A 25222-nucleotide genomic window follows, 5' to 3' on the forward strand; every position below is an offset into this window, starting at 1 on the left:
TTGGATTACCGCGCCGAGCGAGCAATTGCGGAACGTCTCGCAGCACATATGAGACCGCATGGCATTGAAGTCACCATCGACGGCATGCCCATCGATCGGCTCGCGCCACTACCGTGCGCGGAACTTTGGGCCGATTGACCATATCCGAAAACGGACCGCGCACTTTACGTGCACGGTCCGTAACGGTTAGTTCCGATCAGAGAAAACTGATCAGTTGTTCAAAAGGACTTCCGCGATCTGAATGGTGTTCAGCGCGGCGCCCTTACGCAGATTGTCGCCCGAGATGAACAGCGCCAGACCGCGACCGTCCGGCGCGCCCGGATCCTGGCGGATACGACCCACCAGCGACTCGTCCTGGCCGGCGGCGGCCAGCGGCGTCGGCACATCGGTCAGCCGCACGCCGGGCGCCTTGGCCAGCAATTCCTCAGCACGCTCCACCGAGATCGGCCGGGCGAACTCGGCATTGATCGACAGCGAGTGCCCGGTGAACACCGGCACGCGCACGCAGGTGCCGCTCACCAGCAGGTCCGGCAGACCCAGGATCTTGCGGGACTCATTGCGCAGCTTCTGATCCTCGTCGGTCTCACCGCTGCCGTCGTCCACCAGTGAGCCCGCGAGCGGAATCACATCGAAGGCGATGGGGGCCACGTACTTGTTCGGCGCCGGGAAGTCCACGGCCGACCCGTCGTGCACCAGCTTCTCGGCGTCGCCGATCACCGCGCGCACCTGCGAGGCCAGCTCCTCCACGCCGGCCAGGCCGGAGCCCGAGACCGCCTGGTAGCTGGACACGATCAGCCGCTGCAGACCGGCCTCGTCGTGCAGCACCTTGAGCACCGGCATGGCGGCCATGGTGGTGCAGTTCGGGTTGGCGATGATGCCCTTGACCAGGTTGCGGGTCGCCTCCGGGTTCACCTCGGAGACCACCAGCGGCACCTCGGGATCCTTGCGCCAGGCCGAGGAGTTGTCGATGACGGTGACACCGGCGGCCGCGAAGCGCGGCGCCTGCACCCGGGACATGGTGGCGCCGGCCGAGAACAGCGCGATGTCCAGTCCGGTCGGGTCCGCGGTCTCGGTGTCCTCGACCACGATGTCCTTGCCGCGGAACGGCAGCGTCTTGCCCGCCGAGCGCGAGGACGCGAAGAAGCGCACCTCGTCGGCCGGGAAGTTGCGCTCCTCCAGCAGCTTTCGCATGACCGCGCCGACCTGACCGGTCGCGCCGACGACGCCTACACGCACACCCATGGCTCTACCGTCCCGTTCCGCCGTGCACCACGGCGACCTCGTCGCCGCCCAGATCGAACGCCGAGTGCAGCACCTTCACGGCCTCGTCCAGGTCGGTGTCCTTGACCAGCACCGAGATCCGGATCTCCGAGGTGGAGATCAGGTCGATATTGATGCCCGCGTCCGCGAGCGACTCGCAGAAGGTGGCGGTCACGCCCGGGTGCGACTTCATGCCCGCGCCGACCAGCGACACCTTGCCGATGTGGTCGTCGTACACGACCTGGGAGAAGCCGATCTCGCCCTGCCGCTTGGTGAGCAGCTCGACGGCGCGCGGGCCCTCCAGCTTGGGCAGGGTGAAGGTGATGTCGGTCTTACCCGTCTCCACCTTGGAGATGTTCTGCAGCACCATGTCGATATTGATCTCGGCATCGGCGACCGCGCGGAACACCTTGGCGGCGTAGCCCGGCTCGTCCGGAATGCCGACCACGGTCACCTTGGCCTCGCTGCGGTCGTGCGCGACGCCCGTGAGGATTGCTTGCTCCAAGGGGATGTCCTCCATCGATCCGGTAATCATGGTGCCCGTCTTGTCCGTGTACGAGGACCGCACATGGACGGGCACGTTGTAGCGGCGCGCGTACTCGACGCAACGCAGCATCAGAACTTTCGAGCCGCAGGCCGCCATCTCCAGCATCTCCTCGTAGGAGACGGAGTCCAGCTTCTGGGCGTCGGTGACGATGCGCGGGTCGGCGGAGAAGACGCCGTCCACATCGGTGTAGATCTCACACACATCGGCATTGAGCGCGGCGGCCAGCGCGACCGCGGTGGTGTCGGAACCACCGCGACCCAGCGTGGTCACGTCCTTGCTGTCCTGGGACACGCCCTGGAAACCGGCGACCAGCACGATGGTGCCCTCGCCGAGCGCCTGCTGCACCCGGCCCGGGGCCACATCGATGATCTTGGCGTTGCCGTGCGTGCCGGTGGTGATGACGCCGGCCTGGGAGCCGGTGAAGGACCGAGCCTCGGCGCCGAGGGAGTGAATGGCCATGGCCACCAACGCGTTGGAGATGCGCTCACCGGAAGTGAGGAGCATGTCCATCTCGCGGGCAGGCGCGGCGGGCGCGACCTGCTGGGCCAGATCCAGGAGTTCATCGGTGGTGTCGCCCATGGCCGAGCACACCACGACCACATCGTGGCCGAGCTTCTTGGTCTCGACGATCCGCTCGGCGACCCTCCGGATGCGCTCGGCGGTGGCGACCGAGGATCCTCCGTATTTCTGGACGACGAGAGCCACGGCGGAAATCCTCCAAGATCGACAAACTGCTGCTACCGAGCCCCAAGACTACCGGCCGAGGTCCACGAGATTTCGCCCCACCTCTCGTCGGCCGACTTCAGCCATCCGCCAGCTATTCCGGACGCACCCGGTCCAGCCAGGTGACCTGCGTGCCATTGCCGAATTCCCGGCGATCGGTGACGGCGAACCGGGTGGGACGGAACCCGCCGGCGAAGAGCGGGATGCCCGCGCCCGCGATCACCGGGTAGCTCTTGATGATCATCCGGTCGATTTCACCGATCAGCTGCCCGGCCAGGTTCGCCCCGCCGCAGAGCCAGATGTCGCGGCCCTCCTGCTGCTTCAGTCGGCGCACCAGCTCGACCGGATCGCCCGCGACCACCTCCACCTGCGGATTGTCGACCGGTGCGAGCGTCGTGGAGAAGACGTACTGCTTCATATGGTCGTACGGGCTGGCGATGCCCGCGGCCAGGGCGGGCTCGTAGGTGGCCCGGCCCATGAGGACCGTGTCCCACTGCCGGTTCGGGGTATCGGCCGGCAGCCCCACGTGTTCACGGATATGGGTCGGGACGACCTCCGGGACCCGCTCGTTGAACCAGGCCGACAACTCGTCGCTGACCGGATAGAAGTCGACTTCGTTCTCCGGACCCGCGATGTAGCCGTCGAGGCTGACGCCGACGTAGTAGACGAGGTTTCGCATGATTTACCGCCTCATTTGTAGTACTGTGTCCGTAGTGGTTACGAACATAGTACTACGAATGGAGTGGTGTCAATGGTTCGGACGAATCCGGAACGACGCAATGCCCTGATCGACGCGGCCATCGAGGCCCTGGCCCGCGACGGCGCCCGCGGACTGACCTTCCGCGCGGTCGACAAAGAGGCCGGTGTACCAGCGGGAACGGCCTCGAACTACTTCCCGAATCGGGACGAACTCTTCGTCCAGGCGGGGCACCGCTTCTACGAACGGCTGCAACCCAGCGCCGAGACGATGGACCACCTCGCCACCGGACCACGCACCCGCCAGACCATCGCCGAGCTGATGACCGAGACCGTCGCGCGGATCACCGGATTCCGGACCGGCTACCTCGCCCTGCTGGAACTACGCCTGGAAGCCACCCGCCGTCCGGAGTTGCAGGCGATCCTCACCGAGCGGGTGCGCGCCGACATCGAGTTCAATGTCCGCAACCATCTGGACTCCGGGCTGCCCGGCGATGCCGACTCCGTATTGCTGCTGTACCTGGCCCTGAACTGGCTCATCGTCGAAAGGCTCACGCTGCCCGAGATCTTCGACGACGCGGAGGCCGCGCGGCTGATCGAGGCGGCGGTGGACCGGGCCATACCGGCCGTGTGACCGCCGTCACTTCGCGCCGCCCGAATGCCGGCTTTGCCCAAGATTTCCGGTTTATCTACAGCCCTGGCGGATTTCTACGCCGAGCTGGGACATTGCACCCAATCAGACCGACCAGTCGGTCAGAAGTAGTGGGATGCACAGTTGACTCTGGCAGCGACCCTGGTCACAATCGGTCCCCGAGTGGAGGGTAGATATGCGCACGAAAACTGACCACCGGTTCGTGATCGACCTCGATCCCGACCAGGTGATGGACGCGTTGCTCATGGTCGAGCAGATGCCCGACTGGTCGCCCTCGCACCAGGACGTCCGGGTCGCCAGCCGCGACCAATTCGGCCGTCCGAAGCGGGTCTACGTCTCGGCCAACCTGATGGGCCGGCCGGACCGGCAGGTCGTCGAGTTCAGCTGCACCGACACCCGCGTCGAATGGCGGGTCACCGAGTCCAGCGCCGGCGCCGGCGGCACCAGCTGGTTCGACCTCGCCGAAATCGAGGACGGCGCAACCGAAGTCTGGTACCACTCCGAGCTCTACCTGCCGATCCCGGTGCCCGGCATGGTCCTCAAGCGCAGCGCGCGCCGCGAGGGCGAGGCGTTGATCAGCAACTTCATTGCCTTCGTCGAATCCGTGACCGGCCTGCAGGGCCTCGGCGAGGTCGAGGCCGCCCCGGCCGAGGCCGCCGAACCCGCGCCCTACGCCGAGGGTTACGAGCAGGGCGGCTACGCCCAGCCCGGTTACCCGCAGCCCGGCTACGCGCAGCGCCTGGACTACGGCCGCGGCTTCGAGCCCGGCTTCGGCACCGCCTGAGGCCGGTGGCGGGAACCCGCTTGATGCCGACGGCGAACACTGGCGACTGACACTGCCGTTCGCCCGCACGAACCGGCAGTATGTCTGCCATGCCCGGTTCGGTTCGCACCCGCATGACCCCGGTCGCCGAGGACGCCTCGGTGACCCAGCTGGAACTGTTCTTCGACCTGGTGATCGTCTTCGCCTTCACCATGGTCACCGATTTCGCCGCGCACGAGACCACCGCCGTGAATCTGCTGCGCGCCCTGCTGATCCTGGCAATGCTGTGGTGGGCGTGGATCGGCTACTCCTGGCTCGGCAATGTGATCAAGGCCGACGAGGGCATCGCCCGGGTGGCCATGTTCGTGGCCATGGGCGGGGCGTTCATCATCGCGCTCACCATTCCCGAGTCCTTCGACGATCTGCCGGGTGGCTGGTACGGGCCGCTGGTCTTCGTCATCGCGTATCTGGCCGTGCGGCTCATCCACCTGGCCGTGTTCTGGATGGCGAGTACGCACGACGCCCAATTGCGACGACAGGTGATCCGCTGGGCGGCAGGCTCACTCAGCGTGCCCGCCGTACTGCTCGTCGCGGGCGCCCTCACCACGGGCGCCGCCCAGCTGGGGCTGTGGCTGGCCGCTCTGGTGTGCGATATGGGCTGGACGTTCTTCGCGGGCAACGAATGGCGGCTCTACTCGGCCTCGCACTTCGCCGAGCGGTACGGCCTGATCGTCATCATCGCGCTGGGCGAGTCCATCGTGTCCATCGGCGTCGGCGTGGCCGGACTGCCGATCTCGTGGCCCATCGCGGTCGGCTCGATGCTCGGGCTCGGTGTGGCCGGGCTGCTGTGGTGGGCCTACTTCGACGTGGCCGCGCTGGTGGTGGAACGCGCCATGCATCACGCTCATGGCGCGCGCCGCGTCCAGATCGCCCGCAACTGCTACACCTTCTGGCACTTCCCGATGATCGCCGGAATCGTGGCCATGGCACTGGGTTTGAAGAAGGTGCTCAACTACGTGGGTGGGGCCCAAGGGCATTCGCTCAGTGACCAGCTGCACGGGATCCCGCTGTTCGCGCTGTACGGCGGCGTGGCGGCATATCTGCTGGCGCTGGTCGGTTTCCGGCACTACGCGACCGGCAAGGTGCTGGTGCCGCGACTGGTCACCGCCGGGGTCCTGCCGGCGCTCATCCCGCTCGCTTCGGCGCTGCCCGCGCTGGCCGCGCTGGGCATCCTGTGCTCGGTGCTGCTGGCGCTGATCGTGTTCGAGGTGGTGCGCTACGCCCAGCCGCGCGATCTCATCCGGCACGGGACGAACTGAGCGGTCATACGGGCGATCCGGCGCCCGGGGCGATCCGGTGGTTGATCGACTCCGGCACCCGGGTGCCCGCGTGCACGGCGTCGCGGAGCTGATTGATGTTCTCGCGCAGGGCGTCCGCGACCAGTTCGTCGGTGCGCGGATCGGCCAGCACCTGGAAGATGACCCGGAAACTGGCGTCCGCGATGCCGCGGATCATCTCCTCGTGGAACGGGATGTAGCGCACCTTGCCCAGCTGCGGATCGCTCCGGATCACCTCGACGATCATCTGATCGATCTCGGAGCGGTTCTCCTCCAGCGCGTTCGCGATATTGCGGGTGTAGTGGCCGGCACGCATCACCTCGCCGACCTCGTCGAGCACCCGGATGGTGAGCGGGCGTTCGATGGCCTCGACGATGGCCCCGATCGAGCGGCTCACCACGGCCGCGGTGATCCGGTCGCCGAAGGCGCGGTCGGCCACCCGGCCCAGCCGCACCACGATCACCACGATCCGCAGCAGCCGGAACCCGCGGAAGAACGGGCTGGTCACCGGAATCATGCCGAGGACCTCGTACCAGTAGATGAACGGGAACGTCCAGCTCCAGCCCTCCCGCCGCCAGCGCCACAGGAATTCGGCCAGGAAGACCGCGCAGATGCTGTAATCCGCGATCCGGATCAACTGGTAGGTGTGGTCGGACACCGGGAAGAAGGTGATCCACGCGACCAGCACGACGGACACCACCGCGAGCGCGAGCATGAGGAAATCGCTCCACAGGGCCGGGGGCTTGTGCGGAAACTGATCGGCCTCCGGTGCGCCGAGCTCGGTCACGACGTCCCCTTCCTCCTCGAACGGTCGCCGCCAGCGTAGTCGGCGCAAACCCCCGGTGAGGCGGTGTTCCGCACAGCAGATTTCCCGCCGACCGGTCTTTCCCTATCGCAGCATTCCGCGCCGCAAGTTTGTTCACAGCCCCCTGGGGGAACTGTGGACAACGGCGAAAAGCCCTCCGCCCGGCTACTTTCCGGCGCGGATGATCGCCTCGATATTGCGTTCGGCGATCGCGGTGATGGTGAGCGACGGGTTCACCGTGGCGGTGCTGCCCGGGATGGCCGCGCCGTCCATGACGTACAGACCGGGATGGCCGACAACCCGCCCGTAGCCGTCGGTCGCCCGCCCGAGCACCGCGCCGCCCAGCGGGTGCGCGGTGAAGAAGCCCTGCGCGTCGAATCCGATGGCGGTGTAGTCCACCATCGCGCCGCTGGCCTGTCCCACCTTGTGATCCACCGCGCGGCAGGCGTCCACGATCCGACCCTGCGCCTCGTGCGGCCAGGCCAGTCCCACGGCATTGCGGCCGCGGTCGTAGCCGAAGCGGGCGCGGGTCGGGTCCAGCACGATGCCCAGCGAGGCGATGGCGCCGGTGTCGATGGGAATGCCCGGCACGTACCAGTTCTCGAGGTGCAGCGGCATGCCCGCGTCGTCGAAGATGCGGCTGGCGCTGGGGACGCCGCCGCCGTTCATGGACGGGTAGCTGAAGCTGCGGGCCAGCACCACATCGCCGTTGGTGCCCCAGCCGTCGCCGACATGCTCGTTGAGGTTGGGCAGCGTGCCGGTGGCCTGCGCCCGCACCAGCAGTTCGGAGGTGCCGACCGAGCCCGCGCCCAGGAACAGCTTGTCGCAGGTGAGGGTGCGGGTGCGCAGCACCTGACCGGTCGGGGCCAGCTTGCTCACGGTGACAACGTATTTGCCGTTCGCATCCTGGCCGATGGTGTCGACCCGGTGGCCCGGGAAGATGCCGGTGCGGCCGGTGCCCTCGGCGTAGCGCAGGTAGTTCTGGTTGAGATCGAACTTCGCGCCGTTGGAGTTGCCGAGATTGCTGTGCGCCGCGGTGGCCGAGGCGCGGCTGTTGCCCGCCAGCTCGGCGCGCACCACGTCCCAGTTGAAGATCGAGTCGTTGGCCTGCGGCGTGTACCCCGCGGCCCGCACCTGCTGGTCCCACACCCGCGAGTGCGCGAACGGCGCGGAGTCGTAGACGTCCTGGGGCATCGGGGACAGCCGCAGCATCTGCCGGACCCGGGGGTAGTACACCGAGTCCAGTTCGTCGAAGTTCACGACGCCGCCGAAGACGTGGTCGAACAGGTGCTTCGGCGGCGCGACCATGGCGCCGGTGAACACGATCGACCCGCCGCCCACCGCGGAGGCGCGCCACACGTCGATGCCGGGGTACTCGGTGACGTCCAGGACGCCGCCGAAGTCCGCGCACGGCACCGGGACCTTGGTGATGCCGGTGAAGCTGGTGCGATGCCAGAAGCCGCGACCGTCGGGCAGCTCGTCGCCGGTGAAGATCTCCCGCCACGGGTCGTTGGGCCAGCGGGAACCGCGTTCCAGCACGGTGTTCTGGATACCGGCCTCGGCCAGTCGCAGCGCGGTCACCGCGGCGCCGAAACCGGAGCCGATGACGATGGCCTCGGTGTGCTCGGGCGGATCCGGCAGTGGCGCAAAGATTTCCGGGACCCACGCCTCGAACAGCGCGTTCCACAACGGATTCGCGGACGCGGATCCGGCGCCGCGCGTAGCGGCACCCGTTCCGACGCCCGCCAACAGAGCCGCCAATCCGGCAGCCTTCAACATGGTGCGCCTACGCAACCGGTCACCTCCCTAATCACGCGTGACCGCGCGCGAGATTACCGGCCGTTCGCCATCGCCTCAACACCTTGGTGAGAGATCACCAACCGGACATTCAGGGCGGCTGTGCCGCGGCACAAGCCCCCGATCCCGTGGGCAGCGCCGAAATCAGCCCGCCATCAGGCCCGGAGGCGTTCCCGGCGGAGCTGATCGACCTCCGGAAGCTCCAGCGGCGGAAGCGAATCCACACCCAGCGCGCGGCCGAGCAGATAGTCGGCGAGCTCGGGATTGCGGGCCAGGGCGGGGCCGTGCATGTAGGTGCCGAGCACCGAACCTTGGATGACGCCCTCGAGCCCGTCCCCGACGCCGTTGCCGACGCCCTTGGTGACCCGGGCCAGCGGTTTGGCGTCGCCGCCGAGTTTGGTTCCGCCGCGATGGTTCTCGAAGCCGGTGAGCGGCTGGGACAGGCCGGGCACCAGCGGCTGGGTCGCGACCTCGCCGATGGCCCGCTTGTCCTGGGGTGCGGTGGTGACGTCGAACAGGCCCACGCCGTCGACACGTTCGCCCGACGACGTCTCGTACCAGTGGCCCAGGACCTGGATGGCCGCGCAGATGGCCAGCACCGGCGCACCCCGCCCAGCGGCCTCCTGGAGGCCCGGATAGCGCTGCAGATGGCGGGTGGCCAGCCGCTGGGCCGAGTCCTCCGCGCCACCGAGGGTGTAGAGGTCCAGGGAGTTGGGAACCGGCTCGGTGAGCGGGATCTCGACGATCTCGGCGTCATAGCCGCGCATGCGCAGCCGCTGGCGCAGCACCACGGCATTGCCGCCGTCGCCGTAGGTGCCCATCACGTCCGGGAGCACGAGCCCGATGCGGACGGTCGATTCTCGTGTCATGCTCTATCCTCTCGCGCCTTCGCGGGGCCCTCCATGGTTACACTGCGCTGCCGCCGCCGGGCCTGCCCGCTCATGCGCGGACGCCCGTCTTCTCTTCGAGGTCGCGATTCAGATCGCGGAACGCCGTGTAGTTGGCCAGCACCTCGACCCGCCCGGGCGGGCAGGAAGCGATGGCGCGCAAGGGATCCGCCACCGTGATGTGTTCGACGCCGGCGTAGGTGAGGCGCACCGCGAGGTCGGTGGCGCGCTCGCCGGCGGCCACCACCTGGGTGCCCTCGAAGTGCTCGAAGCGCACGTCCCACAGCCAGGACAGGTCCTCGCCGTCGGGCACCTGGCCGTTGACCGCGATCACCAGACCCGTTGCGGCCGGGTCGATCATGGACAGTGCTTCCTGCCAGCCCGCCGGGTTCTTGGCCAGCAGCATGCGGGTGCTGCGGCCGTCCACGTCGACGCTGCGGTAGCGGCCCGCGATCTCCTTCACGGTGCCGGTGGCCGCGGCGGCCACGGCCGGATCCGCGCCCAGCGCGACCGCGGCGGCCACCGCCTGGGCGGCATTGCCGCGGTTGGCGCGGCCCGGAAGGGCAAGGGAGAGGGGCAGTTCCAGGCCGTCGGGGCCGTGCAGGCCCGCTTCGTCGACCCGCCACCGCGGCTCCGGGCGCTGGAAGTCCGCGCCCGTGCTGTACCAGTGCTCGCCCTCCCACACGATGGGCTCGCCGCTGCGCGGGCAGCTGGTGGCGTCCACGGCCCAGCCGCTGCCGGCCGAGACCCACACCACGTTCGGGTGGTCGTAGGCGATGGAGGTGACCAGTACGTCGTCGCAGTTGGCGACCAGTACGGCCGCGGGATGCCGGGCCATGCCCTCACGCAGGCGGCGCTCGATCATATTGATCTCGCCGACCCGGTCGAGCTGGTCGCGGGACAGGTTCAGGAGCACCACCACCGACGGGTTCAGGGCGTCGGCGACATGCGGCAGGTGCAGTTCGTCCACCTCGATGGCCGCGAGCGGGGCGGTGCGGTGCGCGGTGAGCGCGGCCACGATCCCGGCGTCCATGTTCGCGCCGTCGGCCTGAGTGGCGACCCGGCCCAGCGACTGCAGCGCGGCGGTGGTCATGCGGGTGGTGGTGGACTTGCCGTTGGTCCCGGTCACCAGCACCGTGCGCTTGCCGCGGCCGAGCTGCGTCATGAGCGAGGGATCGATCTTCAGCGCGATCAACCCGCCGATCATCGAGCCGTTGCCCCGCCCGGCCCGCCGCGAGGCCCACGACGCCGCCGTCGCCGCCCGCAGCGCCAGCTGTCCGCGCATCGAGATGTCTGCCACGACCGCGAGTTTATGGGGAACGGGGAAACGGCGTGCACGCGGTGTGGGGGGCCGCGCCGTGATCCGCGCCGCACTCAGCCGTTGTAGAGCTTCTTCTGGTAGCTGTCGACGCTGTAGTACTCCTCGAGCTGTTCGACGGTCTCGGGTGTGGTCGGCTGCACATCCTTGACCAGGCGCGCCGTGCCCGGCAGCGTGTCGGCCGCCCACCGCTCCGGCCGCCAGAGGTCACTGCGCATGAACGCTTTGGCGCAGTGGAAGAAGATCTGCTCGATCGCGATCTCGATGGCGAGGATCGGGCGATGGCCTTTGACGATCATGTCGTCGAAATACGGTGCGTCCCGGAGCAATCGGGCGCGGCCGTTGATCCGCAGGGTGTCGTTGCGGCCCGGAATCATGAAGAGCACGCCCACATGCGGATTGCTCAGGATATTGAGGTATCCGTCGGCGCGCCGGTTGCCGGGCCGCTCCGGGATCGCGATGGTCTTGTCGTCGAGCACCTGCACGAATCCGACCGGATCGCCCTTCGGCGAGGCGTCGCAGGTGCCGTCCGCGGCGCTGGTGGCCAGCACCACGAACGGCGAGCGCGCGATCCACTCCCGGTCCCGCTCGTGCAGGGCGTGGCGGTCCTTGTTCCGCGGCCGCGGGGCGACCTCCCCGAGTAGTTCACGCAGTTCGACCGGGTCCGTGATCTCGCTCATGTCCCCGATTCAACGCCCGCCCGAGGCCCTCACACCAGCTCTTTTCCGCCGGTGTGAGGAATTCCCCTAGGCGTCGAACAGATTCGGCTGCCCGGCCGCGTACCGCTGCGTGTCCAGCTGCCGGAACGGCTCCAGTTCGGGGGCGCGGTAGAGCGTGAACAGCTTGCAGCGCGGCGCGTCCGAACCGGTCACGTCGAGCAGCTTGTTGACCGCGGCGCGGGCCGATTCCGAAGCACCCTCCATGGTGGCGAGGTCCACGTTGGTGCGTACGTAATCACCCGCCAGATACAGGTTCTGGAGGCTGTCGGAATGCGAATCCGGGCGCAACGCCAGCGAACCCGCGGTATTGATAAGCAGCGGGTCGGCATTGGTGTTGCGCTTCTGCGCGGCGTCCCACGCGATGCCGGTGTCGAGGAACCAGGAGTGCAGGTCATCCTTGCGCAGCAGCTCGCCGCGGTCGTTGAGGTGCGCGTCGAGCTGCGCCCAGGTCTCGCGCGCGATCTCCTCGTGCGTGCACTCCTTGGCCGGTTTGCCGTAGAGGATGCCCGGGGTGTTCCAGTCGGAGATGTCGACCGACAGGCAGTCCTGCACGGTGCCGTCACCGAGACCGGTGACCGGGGTGCGATTCCAGAACTGGCCCTGTGCGATCGAGGTGAGCGACCACGGCGAGTCCACGTAGGCGACGTGGCCGCGCGCGATATCGGCGCGGCGGCGCAGGAAGAATTGGATACCGCTCATCCAGTCCACCGTGAGCTGGCTCATGCCCGCCAATTCCGGTCGCAGCGACAGGATCTCGGGCGTCCACAGGGTGCGGGCCACCTCGACCGGCAGCGCGCTCACGAAATGGTCGGCCTCGATTGTCTGGGCCGCTCCCGACGAATCCACCATCCGCGCACCGGAAACGCGCGCCCCGTCCAGTTCCAGACCACGGATCTCGGCGTTGACGAAGGTGACGCCGAGTTCGCGCAGCCGGTTGACCCAGGGGTCGATCCAGGCCTCGTTGGTGGAGCCGTTCAGCAGCCGGTCGAGCGGGCCGTCATTGCCGGTCTCGAGCGGGTTGCCCAGGAACTGCTCGCCCATATTGCCGATGGTGCGGGTGCTGGCCTTGTCGTCCTTGGCGGCCACCAGCAGGGTGGTGAGCGTTCTGGACAGCAGCATGCGGAATTCGTTGGAGCGCTTGCCCGCACCGACGTAGTCCCGCCACGCCACGCTGTCCCACTGCCCATTGCGGCGCGCGTCGCAGCTGGTGTTGAAGACCAGCAGGCGGTTGGCGAAGTAGAGGGCGTCGGCGGTGCCCATATTGGTGGAGGTGGTGATCGCGGACCCGACTGTTTCGCGGAAGTTGTCGGGGGTGGACCACGGTTTCCCGGCCTTGCCCATCGGAATGATGGTGTCGTCGGTGCCCTTGCGCGAGAAGCGCGCCTCCGACGCCGCGACCAGGTTGTCCCATACACCATTGACATTGCCCGCGAACGGGATTCGCCGCATGGTGTCTGGAATGTGACGGTAGAAGCCGGGGAAGAAACGGAATCCGTGCTCACCCCACAGTTCCGGCTTCCCGTCCTTGCCGCTGCCCGGGACGGGGATGCTGCGCGCCTTGCCGCCCAGCGCCCGCCGTTCGTACAGGGTCACCTCGAAACCGCGTTCGGCCAGTTCGTGCGCCGCGGTCAGACCCGCGACACCGCCGCCCAGCACGGCTACCCGACGTCCTGCGGCCGCGTGGGCGGCGGCGGGACGGGCGGCCCCCGCCGCCACCGCTCCCGCCATCGCCCCGGCCGCCATTGCTCCACGCAGCACTGATCGCCGCGTGACGGACAAACGCTGTCCTGCCATACCCGTTACCTCCCACGCCTGGTCAGCATCCTATGGAGCTGTCGCAGACAGATGGTCGGTTGGGGTGGAAATTTTCATCCCGAAGGTACGGAATTTGGTCGAACAACAATTAACAAGACTGCTCAGCTAGGCCTCGACGAGCGCAGGGTCCTGAATTTGGCGGTGTGTCGGCTGGGCGTGTCGAATTGTCCCGGGCGTGGCGGCTTCCACCCCGACCGCCGGGACCCGGCGGCCCGCCGAGGTCGCGGTGAACGCGCCGGCGATCACGATCACCGCCCCGACCAGCGACAATGCCGACGGCGCCTCGTGCAGGAAGGCCCACGAGGCGGCGATCCCCACCACCGGTACGGCCAGCGACAGCGGCGCCACCGTGCTCGCCGGGTAGCGGCTCATCAGATACGTCCACAGACCCGAACCCGCGATGGTGCCCAGCGCCACGATGTAGGCCAGGGCCGCGAACGCGGGCCACCCGGTCGCCGAGAACGACGCGATCAGGTCGTTCCAGCCGGTGGTCGGCCCCTCGGTGAGCGCGGACAGCGCGAACATGGGGATCGGCGGCACCACGGCCATCCACAGCGTGAGGTGCAGCGGATTCACGTCCTCCGACGAGGCCGCGGCCAGCCGGGACCCGATATTGCCGAAGGCCCAGCCCAATCCGCCCAGCAGCGTCAGCAGCAGGGGCAACAGGGCCGCGTGGTGCGCCCGATCCCAGCCGATCACCGCCATTCCCGCCATGGCCACCGCGATCCCCGCCAACTGGACCCCCCGCAGCCGTTCCCGCAGGAACACCGCGCCCAGCAGCACCGTGAACGGCGCGGACGACTGCAGCACCAGCGAGGACAGCCCGGTCGGCATCCCCGTCCGCAGGGCCGTGAACAGGAAGGCGAACTGCAGGATCCCGAACCCGATCCCGTAGAGCAGCAACCACTTCCACGCCACCCGGGGCCGCGGCACGAACAGCAGCACCGGAATCGCGATGACGGCGAACCGCAGTCCCGCGAAGAAGAACGGCGGGAAGTGCTCCAGCCCGACGTGGATGGCGAGGAAGTTCAGGCCCCACAGCACCACGACGGCGAGTCCGAGCAGTCGATCGCGATTGGTCATGCCGAGAATATTGCTGGGGCTAATAAGTAAGGACAATCGAATAATTCTGTACTCACGATGTAGTAAAACTTAACTGTGCCGCCCCCCGAACCACCCCGCCCCGACGGGCCCTTGATGTCGCTCGAACGGCTGCGGGTGCTGCGGGAACTGGCCGATCGCGGAACGGTTGCCGCGGTCGCCGAAGCCCTGTCCATGACCCCGTCCGCGGTCTCCCAGCAACTGAAGGTGCTGGCACGCGAGGCCGGGGTGCCGTTGCTCGAGCCGGACGGCCGGCGGGTGCGGCTCACCGATGCCGGTCGAGCACTGGTCGTGCGCGCGGACGAGGTGCTCGCGGCCATGGAACGCGCGGTCACCGAGATGGCCGAGTACCGCGGATCGCCGCGCGGGCGGGTCCGGGTGGCGCTCTTCCCGTCCGGGGCCGCACTGTTGCTGCCGCACGTGCTGGCCGAACTGGCGGGCGGCGGCGTGGACGTGGTGGCCAGCGACGAGGACGTGCCGCCCAGCGAGGTGCCGGGATTGCTGGCCGATTACGACGTGGTGCTGACCCACCGTGACGAGCGCGCGCCGTCGCTCGCCGGGCCGCGGGTGGCGTCGCGGGTCTTGATGCGCGAGCCCATCGACGTGGTGGTCGCGCCCGACCACCGGCTGGCCCGGCAGGGCGCGGTGGTGCCCGCGGAACTCGCCGACGAGACCTGGATCAGCGTGCGCACCGGCTTCCCGGTCGACGACGTGCTGCGCTCCATCGCCACCGTGACCGGCGTGCAACCGCGGATCGCACAGCGGCTCAACGAGTTCAGCGTGATCGAGGCGCTGGTGGCCACCGGGTACGGCGTCGCCCTCATGCCCCGCTACGCGGTCCGCCACCCGCACCTGGTGATGCTGCGCCTGGCCGGGGTGCGCGCCGCCCGCGTCTACGATCTGGCCACCCGCCCGCACGCCGAGCAGCGGCCCGCCGTCGCCATGGTGATCGCCGCCTTCCAGGCCGCCGCCCGGCACGCCACCACCTGACCCGCGCCGGGCGGCCGGATGGAATGTCAGCAGTTGACTTGGAGTGCGCTCCAAGTCCTACCGTGGCGCTCATGAGCATTCGACTCGGGTATCAGATGCCGAACTTCAGCTACGGGGTCGCGCCCCGGGACCTCTTCCCGGCGGTGGTGGCGCAGGCGCGCGAGGCCGAGGCGGCGGGCTTCGACGCGGCCTTCGTGATGGACCACTTCTACCAGTTGCCGCTCCTCGGAGCGCCCGAGGAACCGATGCTGGAGGCGTACGCCGCGCTGTCCGGTCTCGCGGCCTCGACTGAGCGAATCCAGTTGTCCGCCTTGGTGACCGGCAACACCTACCGCAACCCGGCGCTCACCGCCAAGACCGTCACCACCCTGGACGTGGTGAGCCGGGGGCGGGCCGTGCTCGGCATCGGCGCGGGCTGGTTCGAGCTCGAACACCAGGCCTACGGCTTCGATTTCGGCACCTTCACCGAGCGCTTCGAGAAGCTCGAGGAGGCCCTGGAGATCATCACGCCGATGCTGCGCGGCGAGCACTCCACCTTCGACGGCAAGTGGTACCGGACCAACAACGCCATGAACGAGCCGCGGGTGCGCGACGACCTGCCGATCCTGCTGGGCGGCGGCGGCGAGAAGAAGACCTTCGGGCTGGCGGCCCGGTTCGCCGACCACCTCAACATCATCTGCAATGCCTCCGAGCTGCCCCGCAAGCTGGACGCCCTGCACGCCCGCCTGGACGAGGCGGGCCGCGACCCGAAGACCCTGGAGACCAGCTTCCTGGCCTTCGTCATCGTCGACGAGGACGGCGATCGCGCCCGCAAGACCCAGGCCGAGATGCTGGCCCGCATCGGCATCACCGACCTGGGCGCGCTGCCCAACGAGGCGCTGCGCAACTCCCCGGCCGATCGCCAATTCGTCGGCACCCCCGACGAAGTGGCCGAGCAGATCCAGTCGCGGGTCCTCGATCACGGCATCGACGGCATCATCGTCAACCTGGTCACCAACGGGCACGAGGCGGGCACGGTCGAACTGGCCGGGCGCGCGCTCTCCCCCCTGGTCCAGGGCTGAATCACCACACGGCACCGGACGGACGAAACCCCGCGGTTCTGTTGAACCGCAGGGTTTTTCGTTCGTCGAATCCCGCCGGAGCTCAGCCCTGTGGCGGGAAGCCGCCCGGCTGGAAACCACCCTGCGGCGGCATCCCACCCTGCTGCGGGGGCATACCGCCCTGCGGCGGCAGGAATCCACCCTGCGGCGGGAATCCACCCGGCTGGGGCGGGAAGCCTTGCGCGGCAGCCTGATAGCCGAAGTCGTCGGCCACCATGGCGGCCAGTTCCAGCAGCGCCCGGCGGGTGGGCTTGCCGACCAGTTCGAGGTCGATCTCCGCGCCCTCGGCCAGGTGGTCGTCGAACGGGACGACCTGCACGGCCCGGGTGCGATCCAGGAACAGCTTGCGCAGCTGGTCCAGGTCCACGGTCGAGGAGCCCTTGCGAGAGGCGTTGACCACCACCACGGTTCGCTCCACCAGCTTGTGGTAGCCGTGGTGGTCGAGCCAGTCCAGGGTGGCCGAGGCGCTGCGCGCGCCGTCGATGGCCGGGGAGGTGACCAGCACCAGCGAGCTCGCCATATCCAGTACGCCGGACATGGCCGAGTGCATCAGACCGGTGCCGCAGTCGGTCAGGATGATGTTGTAGAACTGCTGCAGGATGCCGATGGCCTTGCGGTAGTCCGCCTCCGAGAACGCCTCCGACACGGCCGGATCCTGTTCGGAGGCCAGCACTTCCAGTCGGCTCGGGGCCTGCGAGGTGTGCGCCCGCACATCGGAGTACCGGCTGATGTGCCCATCCTCCAGCAGGTTTCGCACCGTGGATCGGGTCTGCCGCGGCACCCGGTGCGCGAGCGTCCCGAGGTCGGGGTTGGCGTCGATGGCGATCACCCGGTCACCGCGCAGCGACGCGAAGGTGGAGCCCAAACCGACAGTGGTGGTGGTCTTTCCGACGCCGCCCTTGAGCGACAGGATGGCGATCCGGTAGTCCCCGCGCACCGGCTGGTTGACCCGGTCCACCAGCTGCCGGTACACCACGTCCGCGGCCGACTCGCCCGGATTGATGACGCCGCCGGAAGCCTTGTGCACGGCGCGCCGCCAGCCGCTGCCCGGCGCGCGGCGGGCGCGCTTCAAGAGATTGAGGTCATTGACCGAATGTCCGGGCGGCGGCGGCTGCTGACCGTACTGCTGCCCGAACGAGCCCTGCTGCGGCGGAATCCCCTGCTGCTGCTGGGCGTTCCAGCCCGGCTGGAAACCGACCTGCGGCTGCGGCTGCTGCGGCGGCGCGGCCGGGGGCGGCGACCAGCTGTAGATCGGCCCGCCCGGCTGATCGTTGGAGGGCGCGAACTGCCCCGGGTGGCCGGGACCGCCGAAGTGCCCCGGCTCCCCCGGTTCACCCGGCTGCTGCTCGGGGAACACTCGGCGCACCATGCCGTCGCTGCCGATCTCCTGCCGGACCTCACCGTAGGGCGTCTGCTCACGCACTTCGCCGATCGGCGGAAAACCGCCCGGCACAACGGGATTCGGCGGCGGGGCGAACTGCCCGGCATCGGGCGGCGGGAAGCCACCGGCGGGCGGGAATCCCGGCGGGCCGTACGGTCCGGGCCCACCCGGAGGGAACGGATTGTGGCCGTCGGCCGCGAAGGGATTGTGGCCGCCCGGCCCCTGGGGTCCCGGGAAGGGTCCGCCATTGCCGGGATACACCACGGTCTGGTCGATCGAATCCGGTACCGGCGGAAAGAATCCGGCCGCCTGCTCCTCGGAATCGGATTCCTTCGCCTCGGCGGGCCCACCCGCTTCCACCTCGTCGAGGATGTCTTCGACGTCCTCCGCCACGATCGGCTTCGAGGTCGAATTCTGATCTTTCGTAGTCACGTGTCCCCCATCTGCTCGACAGCTCGAACAGAGAGCTCGGCGCTATTGCGACCCAACGCTAGCATTGTTGACCCCCCCGGACGCGGCGAGCCCGCCTCGACGAAGTCGAGACGGGCTCTCCTACCTGCGTTTTCTCTCAGCCTCAAGGCTCAGGCCACTCAGGCCTTCCGGGCAGCGCGGTTGACCGCGGAGACCACCGCGCGCAGCGAGGCGGTCGTGATCGAGGTGGCGATGCCGACGCCCCAGGTGACCTGATCGCCGATGGCGCATTCGACGTAGGCCGCGGCCTGGGCGTCGTCGCCGGAGGACATGGCGTGCTCGCTGTAGTCCAGCACCCGCACGTCGTAGTCGATGGTGGCCAGCGCGTCGACGAAGGCGGCCAGCGGGCCGTTGCCCTCACCGGTGATGGCGTGCTCGACACCGTCGATCTTGACCACGGCCTCGATGTGGTCGACGCCGCCGTCGGTCTCGGACGCGGTCACCTTCTGGCGCATGCGCTCCAGCGGCAGGATCGGGGTCAGGTACTCCTCGGAGAAGACGTCCCACATCTCCTTCGGGGTGACCTCGCCGCCCTCGCCGTCGGTGATCCGCTGCACGGCCTGCGAGAACTCGATCTGCAGACGGCGCGGCAGCACCAGCCCGTGATCGGTCTTCATGATGTAGGCGACGCCGCCCTTGCCGGACTGCGAGTTCACCCGGATCACGGCCTCGTAGGTGCGGCCGACGTCCTTCGGGTCGATGGGCAGGTACGGAACCTCCCACACGATGTCGTCGACGTCCGCGCCCTGCGCGTCGGCGGCGGCCTTCATGGCGTCCAGGCCCTTGTTGATGGCGTCCTGGTGCGAACCGGAGAAAGCGGTGTAGACCAGGTCACCGCCGTAGGGGTGGCGCTCGGCGACGGGCAGCTGGTTGCAGTATTCGACCGTGCGGCGGATCTCGTCGATGTTCGAGAAGTCGATCTGCGGGTCCACGCCGCGGGAGAACATGTTCATGCCCAGCGTGACCAGGCAGACATTGCCGGTGCGCTCGCCATTGCCGAACAGGCAGCCCTCGATGCGGTCCGCGCCGGCCTGGTAGCCCAGTTCGGCGGCGGCCACGGCGGTGCCGCGGTCGTTGTGCGGGTGCAGCGACAGCAGAATGGAGTCGCGGCGAGCCAGGTTGCGGTGCATCCACTCGATGGAGTCGGCGTAGACGTTGGGCGTCGCCATCTCCACCGTCGCGGGCAGGTTGATGATCAGCGGCTTCTCGGGAGTCGGCGCGATGATCTCGGAGACCGCGTCGCAGACCTCACGGGCGTAGTCCAGCTCGGTGCCGGTGTAGGACTCGGGGCTGTACTCGTAGCGCCAGTTGGTGTCCGGGTACCGCTTCTCCACCTCCAGGCACAGCGCGGCCGCGTCGGTGGCGATCTTCTTGACCGTGTCGCGGTCCGCGCGGAAGACCACACGGCGCTGCAGGATCGAGGTCGAGTTGTAGAAGTGGACGATCACGTTCGGGGCGCCGGCGCAGGCCTCGAAGGTGCGCTCGATCAGTTCCGGGCGGGACTGGGTCAGCACCTGGATGGTGACGTCGTCCGGTACCGCGCCGTCCTCGATGATCTCGCGGACGAAGTCGAAGTCGGTCTGCGAGGCGGACGGGAAGCCGACCTCGATCTCCTTGTAACCCATGCGCACCAGCAGGTCGAACATGCGGCGCTTGCGGGCGGGGCTCATCGGGTCGATCAGGGCCTGGTTGCCGTCGCGCAGGTCGACGGCACACCAGCCGGGCGCGCGGTCGATGATCTTGTCCGGCCAGGTGCGGTCGGGCAGCTCGACGGGCTCGACCTCCTCGGCGAAGGGCCGGTACCGGAATACCGGCATGGAGGAGTTCTTCTGCTTGTTCCAGGCCGGCTGGTCAGCGGGCGCGGGCTTGGACGGCGCGGTGATGATGCGCGTACCGGAAACGAAAGCATCAGCGGGTGACATGGCGATTTATCTCCGAGGTGTGGCTGGATCCCAGTTATTGGGTAGACCGGCACGGCAAATCCCCGCGGCGGGAGCCGGTCCGAATCAGACCCCGTCGCGGCGGCTGAGGAGAAGTGCCCGCTGCATGATGATCACGAGTTTACAGGGGTGCGATAGACGCCTGGAAGCAGGGGAGGCGGGGGCCACATCATCGAGTGTGTCACTCCGGGGCCGGGGGCGGGCCGACATCGGGCGAGATGGGGGCGACATCCGGCGTGACCGGGGCGACGTCGACCGAGACGGTAATGGTGGATTCGCGGGCGTCGGTATAGATGATGCCGCGCAGCGGGGGGACGTCGGCGTAGTCGCGGCCCCAGGCCACGGTGACATAGCGGTCGTCGGCGAATTGGTCGTTGGTCGGGTCGAAGCCGATCCACTGACCCGCGCCGCCCGGCAGCCAGACGTCGGCCCAGGCGTGGGTGGCGTCCGCGCCGACCATCCGTTCCTTGCCCGGGGGCGGGTCGGTGGAGAGGTAGCCGGAGACGTAGCGGGCGGCCAGGCCCTGGGAGCGCAGGCAGGCGATGCCGAGGCGGGCGAAGTCCTGGCAGACGCCGTGGCGTTCGGCGAAGACGTCGGCGACGCTGGTGCTGACCGTGGTGGAGCCGGATTGGTAGGCGAAGTCGGTGTGGATGCGGGTGGTCAGTTCTCGGACCGCGTCCAGCAGGGGACGGCCGGGCGGGAACGACTCGGCGGCGTAGGCGGCCACCTCGGGGGTGATCTCGGGCGGGGTCAGGTCCAGGGTGAATTCGACCGCGAGCGGGCCGTTTCCGGCGCCGGGGCGGGCTTGCTCCCAGGGTGGTTGCGCGGCGGGGACGGCGGGCGCGGCGACCTCGACCAGGGATTCGCCGGTGACCTCGAGGCGGCGGTGCCCGGCGGTGACGTGGAAATAGAGGGTGGTGTTGCCGTACACGTCCGCGCCGACCGACCGGTCCGACGGCACCGGATCCACCCGCGTGTCATGGGCGAGCAGGCGCTGACCCGGGAACTCGCGCGGGGTGAGATACGCGCGGCCGTAGGAACTGCTGACCACGTCGGAGTACTCGTAGACGGTGCGGTGCAGCACCCGGTAGCGGCGCATCAGCCCACCACCTGGGCGGTGCCCCACAGCGGCTGGATCTCCGAGGGCACCGACAGCCGGGTGGCCTCGAAGGATTCGGAGAGCTTGCGCAGCCGCAGGTGGACGCCGTCGAGCAGCTCGGCCAGCTCGGCGCGACGCCCTTCGGCGTCGACCGCCTCCAGGTCGGCCGGATCGACGCGGCGCAGCATGCGCCGGGCGTCGGCCAGGAGTCGTTGCGGGCGAGCGGATCCGGAGGCGCCGGGTAGCGCCTGGAAATCGTCGTCCAGGCGTTGCAGCTGGTAGGCCAGCGAGCGCGGATTGTGCTCGTCGAACAGCAGCAGGCCCGCGACGGCGGCGATGCGGACCGAATCGCGATGGCGGCGGCGGTAACTCACCGCGGAGACGGTGGCCTGGAGAACGGCGTCGGTGACCACTCGCCCGGCCTCGGGCGGATGGTCGCCGGTGAGCGCGGAGCTCATCAGCGCCGCCAGCGCGAGAGCGCGTTCCAGGCGGCGGCCGATGTCCATGACGCGCCAGCCGGTGTCACGCACCGTGGACTCGGCATCGATGCCGGTCAGCGACAGCAGCGCGGACAGGACGCGGGAGTGCACGGTGGACAGGGCCGCGCCCCGATCACCCAGTGCGTCACGGTATTCCGACAGGGCGCGGTCCAGGGAGCCCAGCACCATCCAGGTGTCGGGCGAGAGTTGATCGCGGACGGCGCGGGCGGCCTTGGCGTAGCGCTCCACGGAGAAGGCCACCGAACCGGTGACATCACGGCCGACGGTGAGCGAGACCAGGTAGTCGTGATCGCGGCGGGACGCGCCGGGCAGAGCGATCGGGACGGTCGGTTCGTCGGAGTACTCGCGGCGACCGGAGATCTGCGCTGCGCCCACGGGCGCGGGCAGGGACTGCGACTGTCCGGGAGATTCCGGTCCGGGCTGCCCGGCGGATCGCGGTGACGCCCCCGGACGCGCTCGCGACTTCGACGCCCCGGGACGCCGCCTGCCGGAGCGATCGGTCGAATCCTCGTGCACCGGCACCGGTTTGACGACGACTCGGGTTGGCGCGGGCAGCGCGGTACCGGTCATGCGGGCCAGCGCCGCCATCAGGATCGGCATGGCCTCCGCGCCTTGCATCCAGGGACGATAGCGGTAGTCCTGGTGCCGGTCGTGAATGGCGGCGAGCAGGCGCACGGTGACCTCGGCGCGTTCGCGGTAGCGGCCCAGCCAGAACAAATCGTCGAGGACGCGCGGCGAGCTGACCACATCGACGGGGGCGACGGCCACCACCGGGCGTTCACGCTCCTCCGGCACCTCGACCGCGGGCACGGCCGGGACCTCCGCGGGCGTGGCCCGCACCCAGACGTCCTTGGCGGCGGCCTCCCCCACCATGCCGCCGGGACCCCCGCGCTGATGCAGCTGCCCCAATCCGCCTTGCATGACGCGGTATCCGACCCGTCCGGCCAGCGAGAACAACCGGACCGCGACGGGTGCGGCGACCAGTCCGCCCGAGCCATCCACCGCCGGGGCGACGGAGAACCGGGCGGGTTCCTGCCCCACCCATTTCCAGCCCTCGGCCTCCACCCGGGCCCGCCACTGCGCGCGCTGGGCGGCGGTGAGGACAGGCCCGAAAACGGTGGCGTCGTCGACGGTGGAGCGCAGGATCAGCCGGTGCAGGTTGGCGGTCAGGTGGGAGCGTTCGGAATCATCACCACCCCAATAGGATTCGACACCCGGAAGGGTAAGTTCCTCGTCCAGGAGTCGTCGCGACAGCCGGGGCAGGAAGGGGGCCAGTCCCGGATTCTCCAGCAGTCCGCTGCCCAGGGTGTTGACGACCGTGACCGCCCCGCGGCGCAGCACTTCCACCAGCCCGACCACGCCCAGCCGCGAATCCGCGCGCAGGTCCAGCGGATCGGAGAATTCTGCGTCCACCCGGCGCAGCACCACGTCGACCCGTTTCAGGGTGCCCAGTGATCGCATCCACAGGCGGCCCTCGCGGACCACCAGGTCGGCGCTCTCGACCAGCGGGAAGCCCAGCACCGACGCCAGATACGCCTGATCGAAGGCGGTTTCGGAGTGCACGCCGGGGCTCAGCACCACAACCACGGGGTCCTCGTCGGCGGCACGGGGCGCGGCCTCGATGAGCATCAGCCGCATGGCCCGCACGAACGGGGTGAGCGGGCGCGGGCCGGCCAGTTCGAACGCCTCGGGGATGGCGGCGGACACGACGCGGCGGTCGGCCAGCGCGTAGCCCGCGCCGGACGGGGCCTGCGCCCAGTCGGCCAGCGCCCGGAAGCCGCCGTCGCTCCAGCGGCTGACATCGCAGGCGTGCAGGAACAGTTGATGCCGTCCCGGCAGCGAGATGCCGTGCGCGGCACGGACATACCCCCGGTTCGCGAAGACCAGCTGCGGCGGCAGCAGGCCCTCGATGAGGGTGCGGCGCGGGCCGTAGACGTCGGCGAGCACGGCATCCAGCAGTCGGGAGCGTTGCACCACGCCGGATTCCAGGGCCGCCCATTCGGTGTCGGAGAGCAGCAGCGGGATCGGGTCCAGCCGCCACAGCGAGGGGGTGGCGGGTTCGGCGGAGGCGGTCAGTTCGGTGTAGGTGATGCCGTCGTCCTCGACCAGCCGCCGGACCCGGGTGTCGATGCGGCGCAGCCCCTCCCGGCCCTGGTCCAGGACATCCGCGGACAGGTCGGCCCACATCCCGCGCAGACGGCCGTCCCGGTCGGCGAGTTCGTCGTAGTAACCGCCGGTGGCGAGGCCGAAGGCGTCGCGCGCGCCGGTGTCGGCCGCGGCGGCGCGGTACTTCGCGAATTCCTCGAGCACTTCCCGGCGCGCGGACAGGGCGGTCCACCGGTCGGGTTCTCCCGGCGTGGCATCTCCGGGCGGCACCGCGTCGAGCACTGTCACCGCAACCACTTCCCCGGGTATGCCTATCGATCGCCGACGTTCGGGTGGGCCCGCGGACCGCCGGCCGTGCCCCACACGGTCCGCGCCCGGCGCAGATCGAGTATTCCGGGCGCGCCCACGTCCGTCGCCTGTATGGCCATTTTGGCACGCACGTCGGCCAGATCGACCGGACCCGGAGTGTGCCCGGTGGATTCGAAGCGCCGGTTGCGCCGCGATTGCGCCACCACCGCGTTCACCGGCGGCCCGGCGTAGAACATGCCGCCGGGATGGCTCACGTGATAGGTGCAGCCGCCGCGCGACAGTCCCGTCTCCAGGTCGAGCACGTCGAAAACCAGGGGCGCGTCCACGGTGAGGGTGGGGTGCAGGGATTCCGGCGGCTGCCAGGCCCGATACCGCACGCCCGCCACCTGCACGTCCGCCCGTCCGGCCGGGACCAGCGGCAGCGGGAAGCCATTGCAGGTCACCACGTATCGGTCCCGGTCGGCGCCGGTGACCCGCACCTGCAGCCGCTCCACCGACGAGTCCACGTACCGGGCGGTCCCGGACGCGGTGGTCTGTTCACCCAGGGTGTTCCACGGTTCGATCGCCCCGCGCAGTTCCACTTCCATATCCCCGAGTACCACCGTGCCGAAGCGGGGAAAACGAAACTCCGAGAACGGATCGAGCCAACTGGTCTCGAATTCGATACCGCGCGCCCGCAGATCGGCCGCCACATCAGCGATATCGGCCTGCAGGAAATGCGGCAGCAGATAGCGTCCGTGCAGATTCGCTCCGTGCCGGATGAGCGGGGCCGTGTACGGATGCTCCCAGAACCGCAGTACCAGCGCCCGCACCAGCAGCGACTGCACCATGGCCAGCGTGCAGGTCGGTGAAGTCGGCGGGCGGGCCCGAGGGGCCGTCCAGAGACGGGACGTCCTGGGCCAATTC

Annotated in this window: 19 protein-coding genes and 1 pseudogene; 5 read left to right on the forward strand and 15 right to left on the reverse strand. The window is 69.1% G+C overall.

Features of this window, described 5'->3' with window-relative positions:
• Positions 1 to 210: 210 nt before the first annotated feature.
• From ACFYTS_RS02470 to ACFYTS_RS02480, 3 genes are all read right to left on the reverse strand, one after another.
• A complete protein-coding gene (locus ACFYTS_RS02470) occupies positions 211 to 1242 on the reverse strand; it encodes an aspartate-semialdehyde dehydrogenase (protein WP_387300785.1) in 1032 nt (343 codons plus the stop codon).
• Positions 1243 to 1246: 4 nt separating this feature from the next.
• Entirely contained in the window at positions 1247 to 2512 is a 1266-nt protein-coding gene (locus tag ACFYTS_RS02475; RefSeq protein WP_357275449.1) for an aspartate kinase, read from the reverse strand.
• A 112-nt stretch (positions 2513 to 2624) separates the two neighbouring features.
• On the reverse strand, positions 2625 to 3209 hold the full coding sequence (locus ACFYTS_RS02480) for a dihydrofolate reductase family protein (RefSeq protein ID WP_357275446.1): 585 nt from the start codon (positions 3207 to 3209) through the stop codon (positions 2625 to 2627).
• 72 nt (positions 3210 to 3281) lie between these two features.
• On the opposite strand from ACFYTS_RS02480, the gene ACFYTS_RS02485 reads away from it, so the two are divergent.
• From ACFYTS_RS02485 to ACFYTS_RS02495, 3 genes are all read left to right on the forward strand, one after another.
• A complete protein-coding gene (locus ACFYTS_RS02485; protein WP_387300787.1) occupies positions 3282 to 3860 on the forward strand; it encodes a TetR/AcrR family transcriptional regulator in 579 nt (192 codons plus the stop codon).
• A 193-nt stretch (positions 3861 to 4053) separates the two neighbouring features.
• Positions 4054 to 4662 (forward strand): SRPBCC family protein, encoded by a 609-nt coding sequence (locus tag ACFYTS_RS02490; RefSeq protein ID WP_357275442.1) that lies wholly within the window; start codon positions 4054 to 4056, stop codon positions 4660 to 4662.
• Positions 4663 to 4751: 89 nt separating this feature from the next.
• Positions 4752 to 5960 carry a low temperature requirement protein A gene (locus tag ACFYTS_RS02495; protein ID WP_387300790.1) on the forward strand — a complete coding sequence of 403 codons (1209 nt, stop codon included), beginning with the start codon at positions 4752 to 4754 and terminating at the stop codon, positions 5958 to 5960.
• A gap of 4 nt (positions 5961 to 5964) precedes the next feature.
• Here the strand turns inward: ACFYTS_RS02495 and ACFYTS_RS02500 are convergent, their stop codons facing one another.
• The 7 genes from ACFYTS_RS02500 to ACFYTS_RS02530 all read right to left on the reverse strand — a co-directional run bounded on the left by ACFYTS_RS02500 (position 5965) and on the right by ACFYTS_RS02530 (position 14402).
• Entirely contained in the window at positions 5965 to 6765 is an 801-nt protein-coding gene (locus ACFYTS_RS02500; protein WP_387300792.1) for an ion transporter, read from the reverse strand.
• 183 nt (positions 6766 to 6948) lie between these two features.
• Positions 6949 to 8562: a GMC oxidoreductase gene (locus ACFYTS_RS02505; RefSeq protein WP_387301078.1), complete on the reverse strand. Its 1614-nt coding sequence runs from the start codon at positions 8560 to 8562 to the stop codon at positions 6949 to 6951.
• A 173-nt stretch (positions 8563 to 8735) separates the two neighbouring features.
• Entirely contained in the window at positions 8736 to 9449 is a 714-nt protein-coding gene (locus ACFYTS_RS02510; protein WP_357275433.1) for a glutamine amidotransferase, read from the reverse strand.
• 70 nt (positions 9450 to 9519) lie between these two features.
• Positions 9520 to 10752, reverse strand: a complete 1233-nt coding sequence (locus tag ACFYTS_RS02515; protein ID WP_357275941.1) for a MurT ligase domain-containing protein — start codon at positions 10750 to 10752, stop codon at positions 9520 to 9522.
• A gap of 89 nt (positions 10753 to 10841) precedes the next feature.
• Positions 10842 to 11465: a pyridoxamine 5'-phosphate oxidase family protein gene (locus ACFYTS_RS02520; protein WP_357275430.1), complete on the reverse strand. Its 624-nt coding sequence runs from the start codon at positions 11463 to 11465 to the stop codon at positions 10842 to 10844.
• A 66-nt stretch (positions 11466 to 11531) separates the two neighbouring features.
• A complete protein-coding gene (locus tag ACFYTS_RS02525) occupies positions 11532 to 13298 on the reverse strand; it encodes an FAD-dependent oxidoreductase (protein ID WP_387300794.1) in 1767 nt (588 codons plus the stop codon).
• Between the two features lie 126 nt (positions 13299 to 13424).
• Entirely contained in the window at positions 13425 to 14402 is a 978-nt protein-coding gene (locus ACFYTS_RS02530; protein WP_357275426.1) for an EamA family transporter, read from the reverse strand.
• A 114-nt stretch (positions 14403 to 14516) separates the two neighbouring features.
• On the opposite strand from ACFYTS_RS02530, the gene ACFYTS_RS02535 reads away from it, so the two are divergent.
• Both ACFYTS_RS02535 and ACFYTS_RS02540 read left to right on the forward strand, forming a co-directional pair.
• Complete coding sequence (locus ACFYTS_RS02535; RefSeq protein ID WP_387300797.1) at positions 14517 to 15410, forward strand: LysR family transcriptional regulator; 894 nt, start codon at positions 14517 to 14519, stop codon at positions 15408 to 15410.
• Positions 15411 to 15481: 71 nt separating this feature from the next.
• Complete coding sequence (locus tag ACFYTS_RS02540) at positions 15482 to 16471, forward strand: LLM class F420-dependent oxidoreductase (protein ID WP_387300799.1); 990 nt, start codon at positions 15482 to 15484, stop codon at positions 16469 to 16471.
• A gap of 82 nt (positions 16472 to 16553) precedes the next feature.
• Here ACFYTS_RS02540 and ACFYTS_RS02545 read toward each other — a convergent pair whose 3' ends face one another.
• The 5 genes and pseudogenes from ACFYTS_RS02545 to ACFYTS_RS02565 all read right to left on the reverse strand — a co-directional run.
• A complete protein-coding gene (locus ACFYTS_RS02545) occupies positions 16554 to 18323 on the reverse strand; it encodes a MinD/ParA family protein (RefSeq protein ID WP_387300801.1) in 1770 nt (589 codons plus the stop codon).
• A 158-nt stretch (positions 18324 to 18481) separates the two neighbouring features.
• Positions 18482 to 20284, reverse strand: a complete 1803-nt coding sequence (gene leuA / locus ACFYTS_RS02550) for a 2-isopropylmalate synthase (protein ID WP_357275419.1) — start codon at positions 20282 to 20284, stop codon at positions 18482 to 18484.
• 199 nt (positions 20285 to 20483) lie between these two features.
• On the reverse strand, positions 20484 to 21401 hold the full coding sequence (locus tag ACFYTS_RS02555; RefSeq protein WP_387300803.1) for a transglutaminase N-terminal domain-containing protein: 918 nt from the start codon (positions 21399 to 21401) through the stop codon (positions 20484 to 20486).
• The gene (locus tag ACFYTS_RS02560; protein ID WP_387300805.1) at positions 21401 to 24295 is read right to left on the reverse strand and encodes a circularly permuted type 2 ATP-grasp protein; all 2895 of its coding nucleotides are present in this window, start codon (positions 24293 to 24295) and stop codon (positions 21401 to 21403) included. The genes ACFYTS_RS02555 and ACFYTS_RS02560 overlap by 1 nt, the downstream gene beginning before the upstream one ends.
• A 23-nt stretch (positions 24296 to 24318) precedes the next feature.
• A pseudogene (locus tag ACFYTS_RS02565) lies at positions 24319 to 25164 on the reverse strand (transglutaminase family protein); the annotation flags it as partial.
• Positions 25165 to 25222 lie beyond the last annotated feature (58 nt).

The organism is Nocardia sp. NPDC004151 (assembly GCF_042874235.1).
Taxonomy (GTDB): Bacteria; Actinomycetota; Actinomycetes; order Mycobacteriales; family Mycobacteriaceae; genus Nocardia.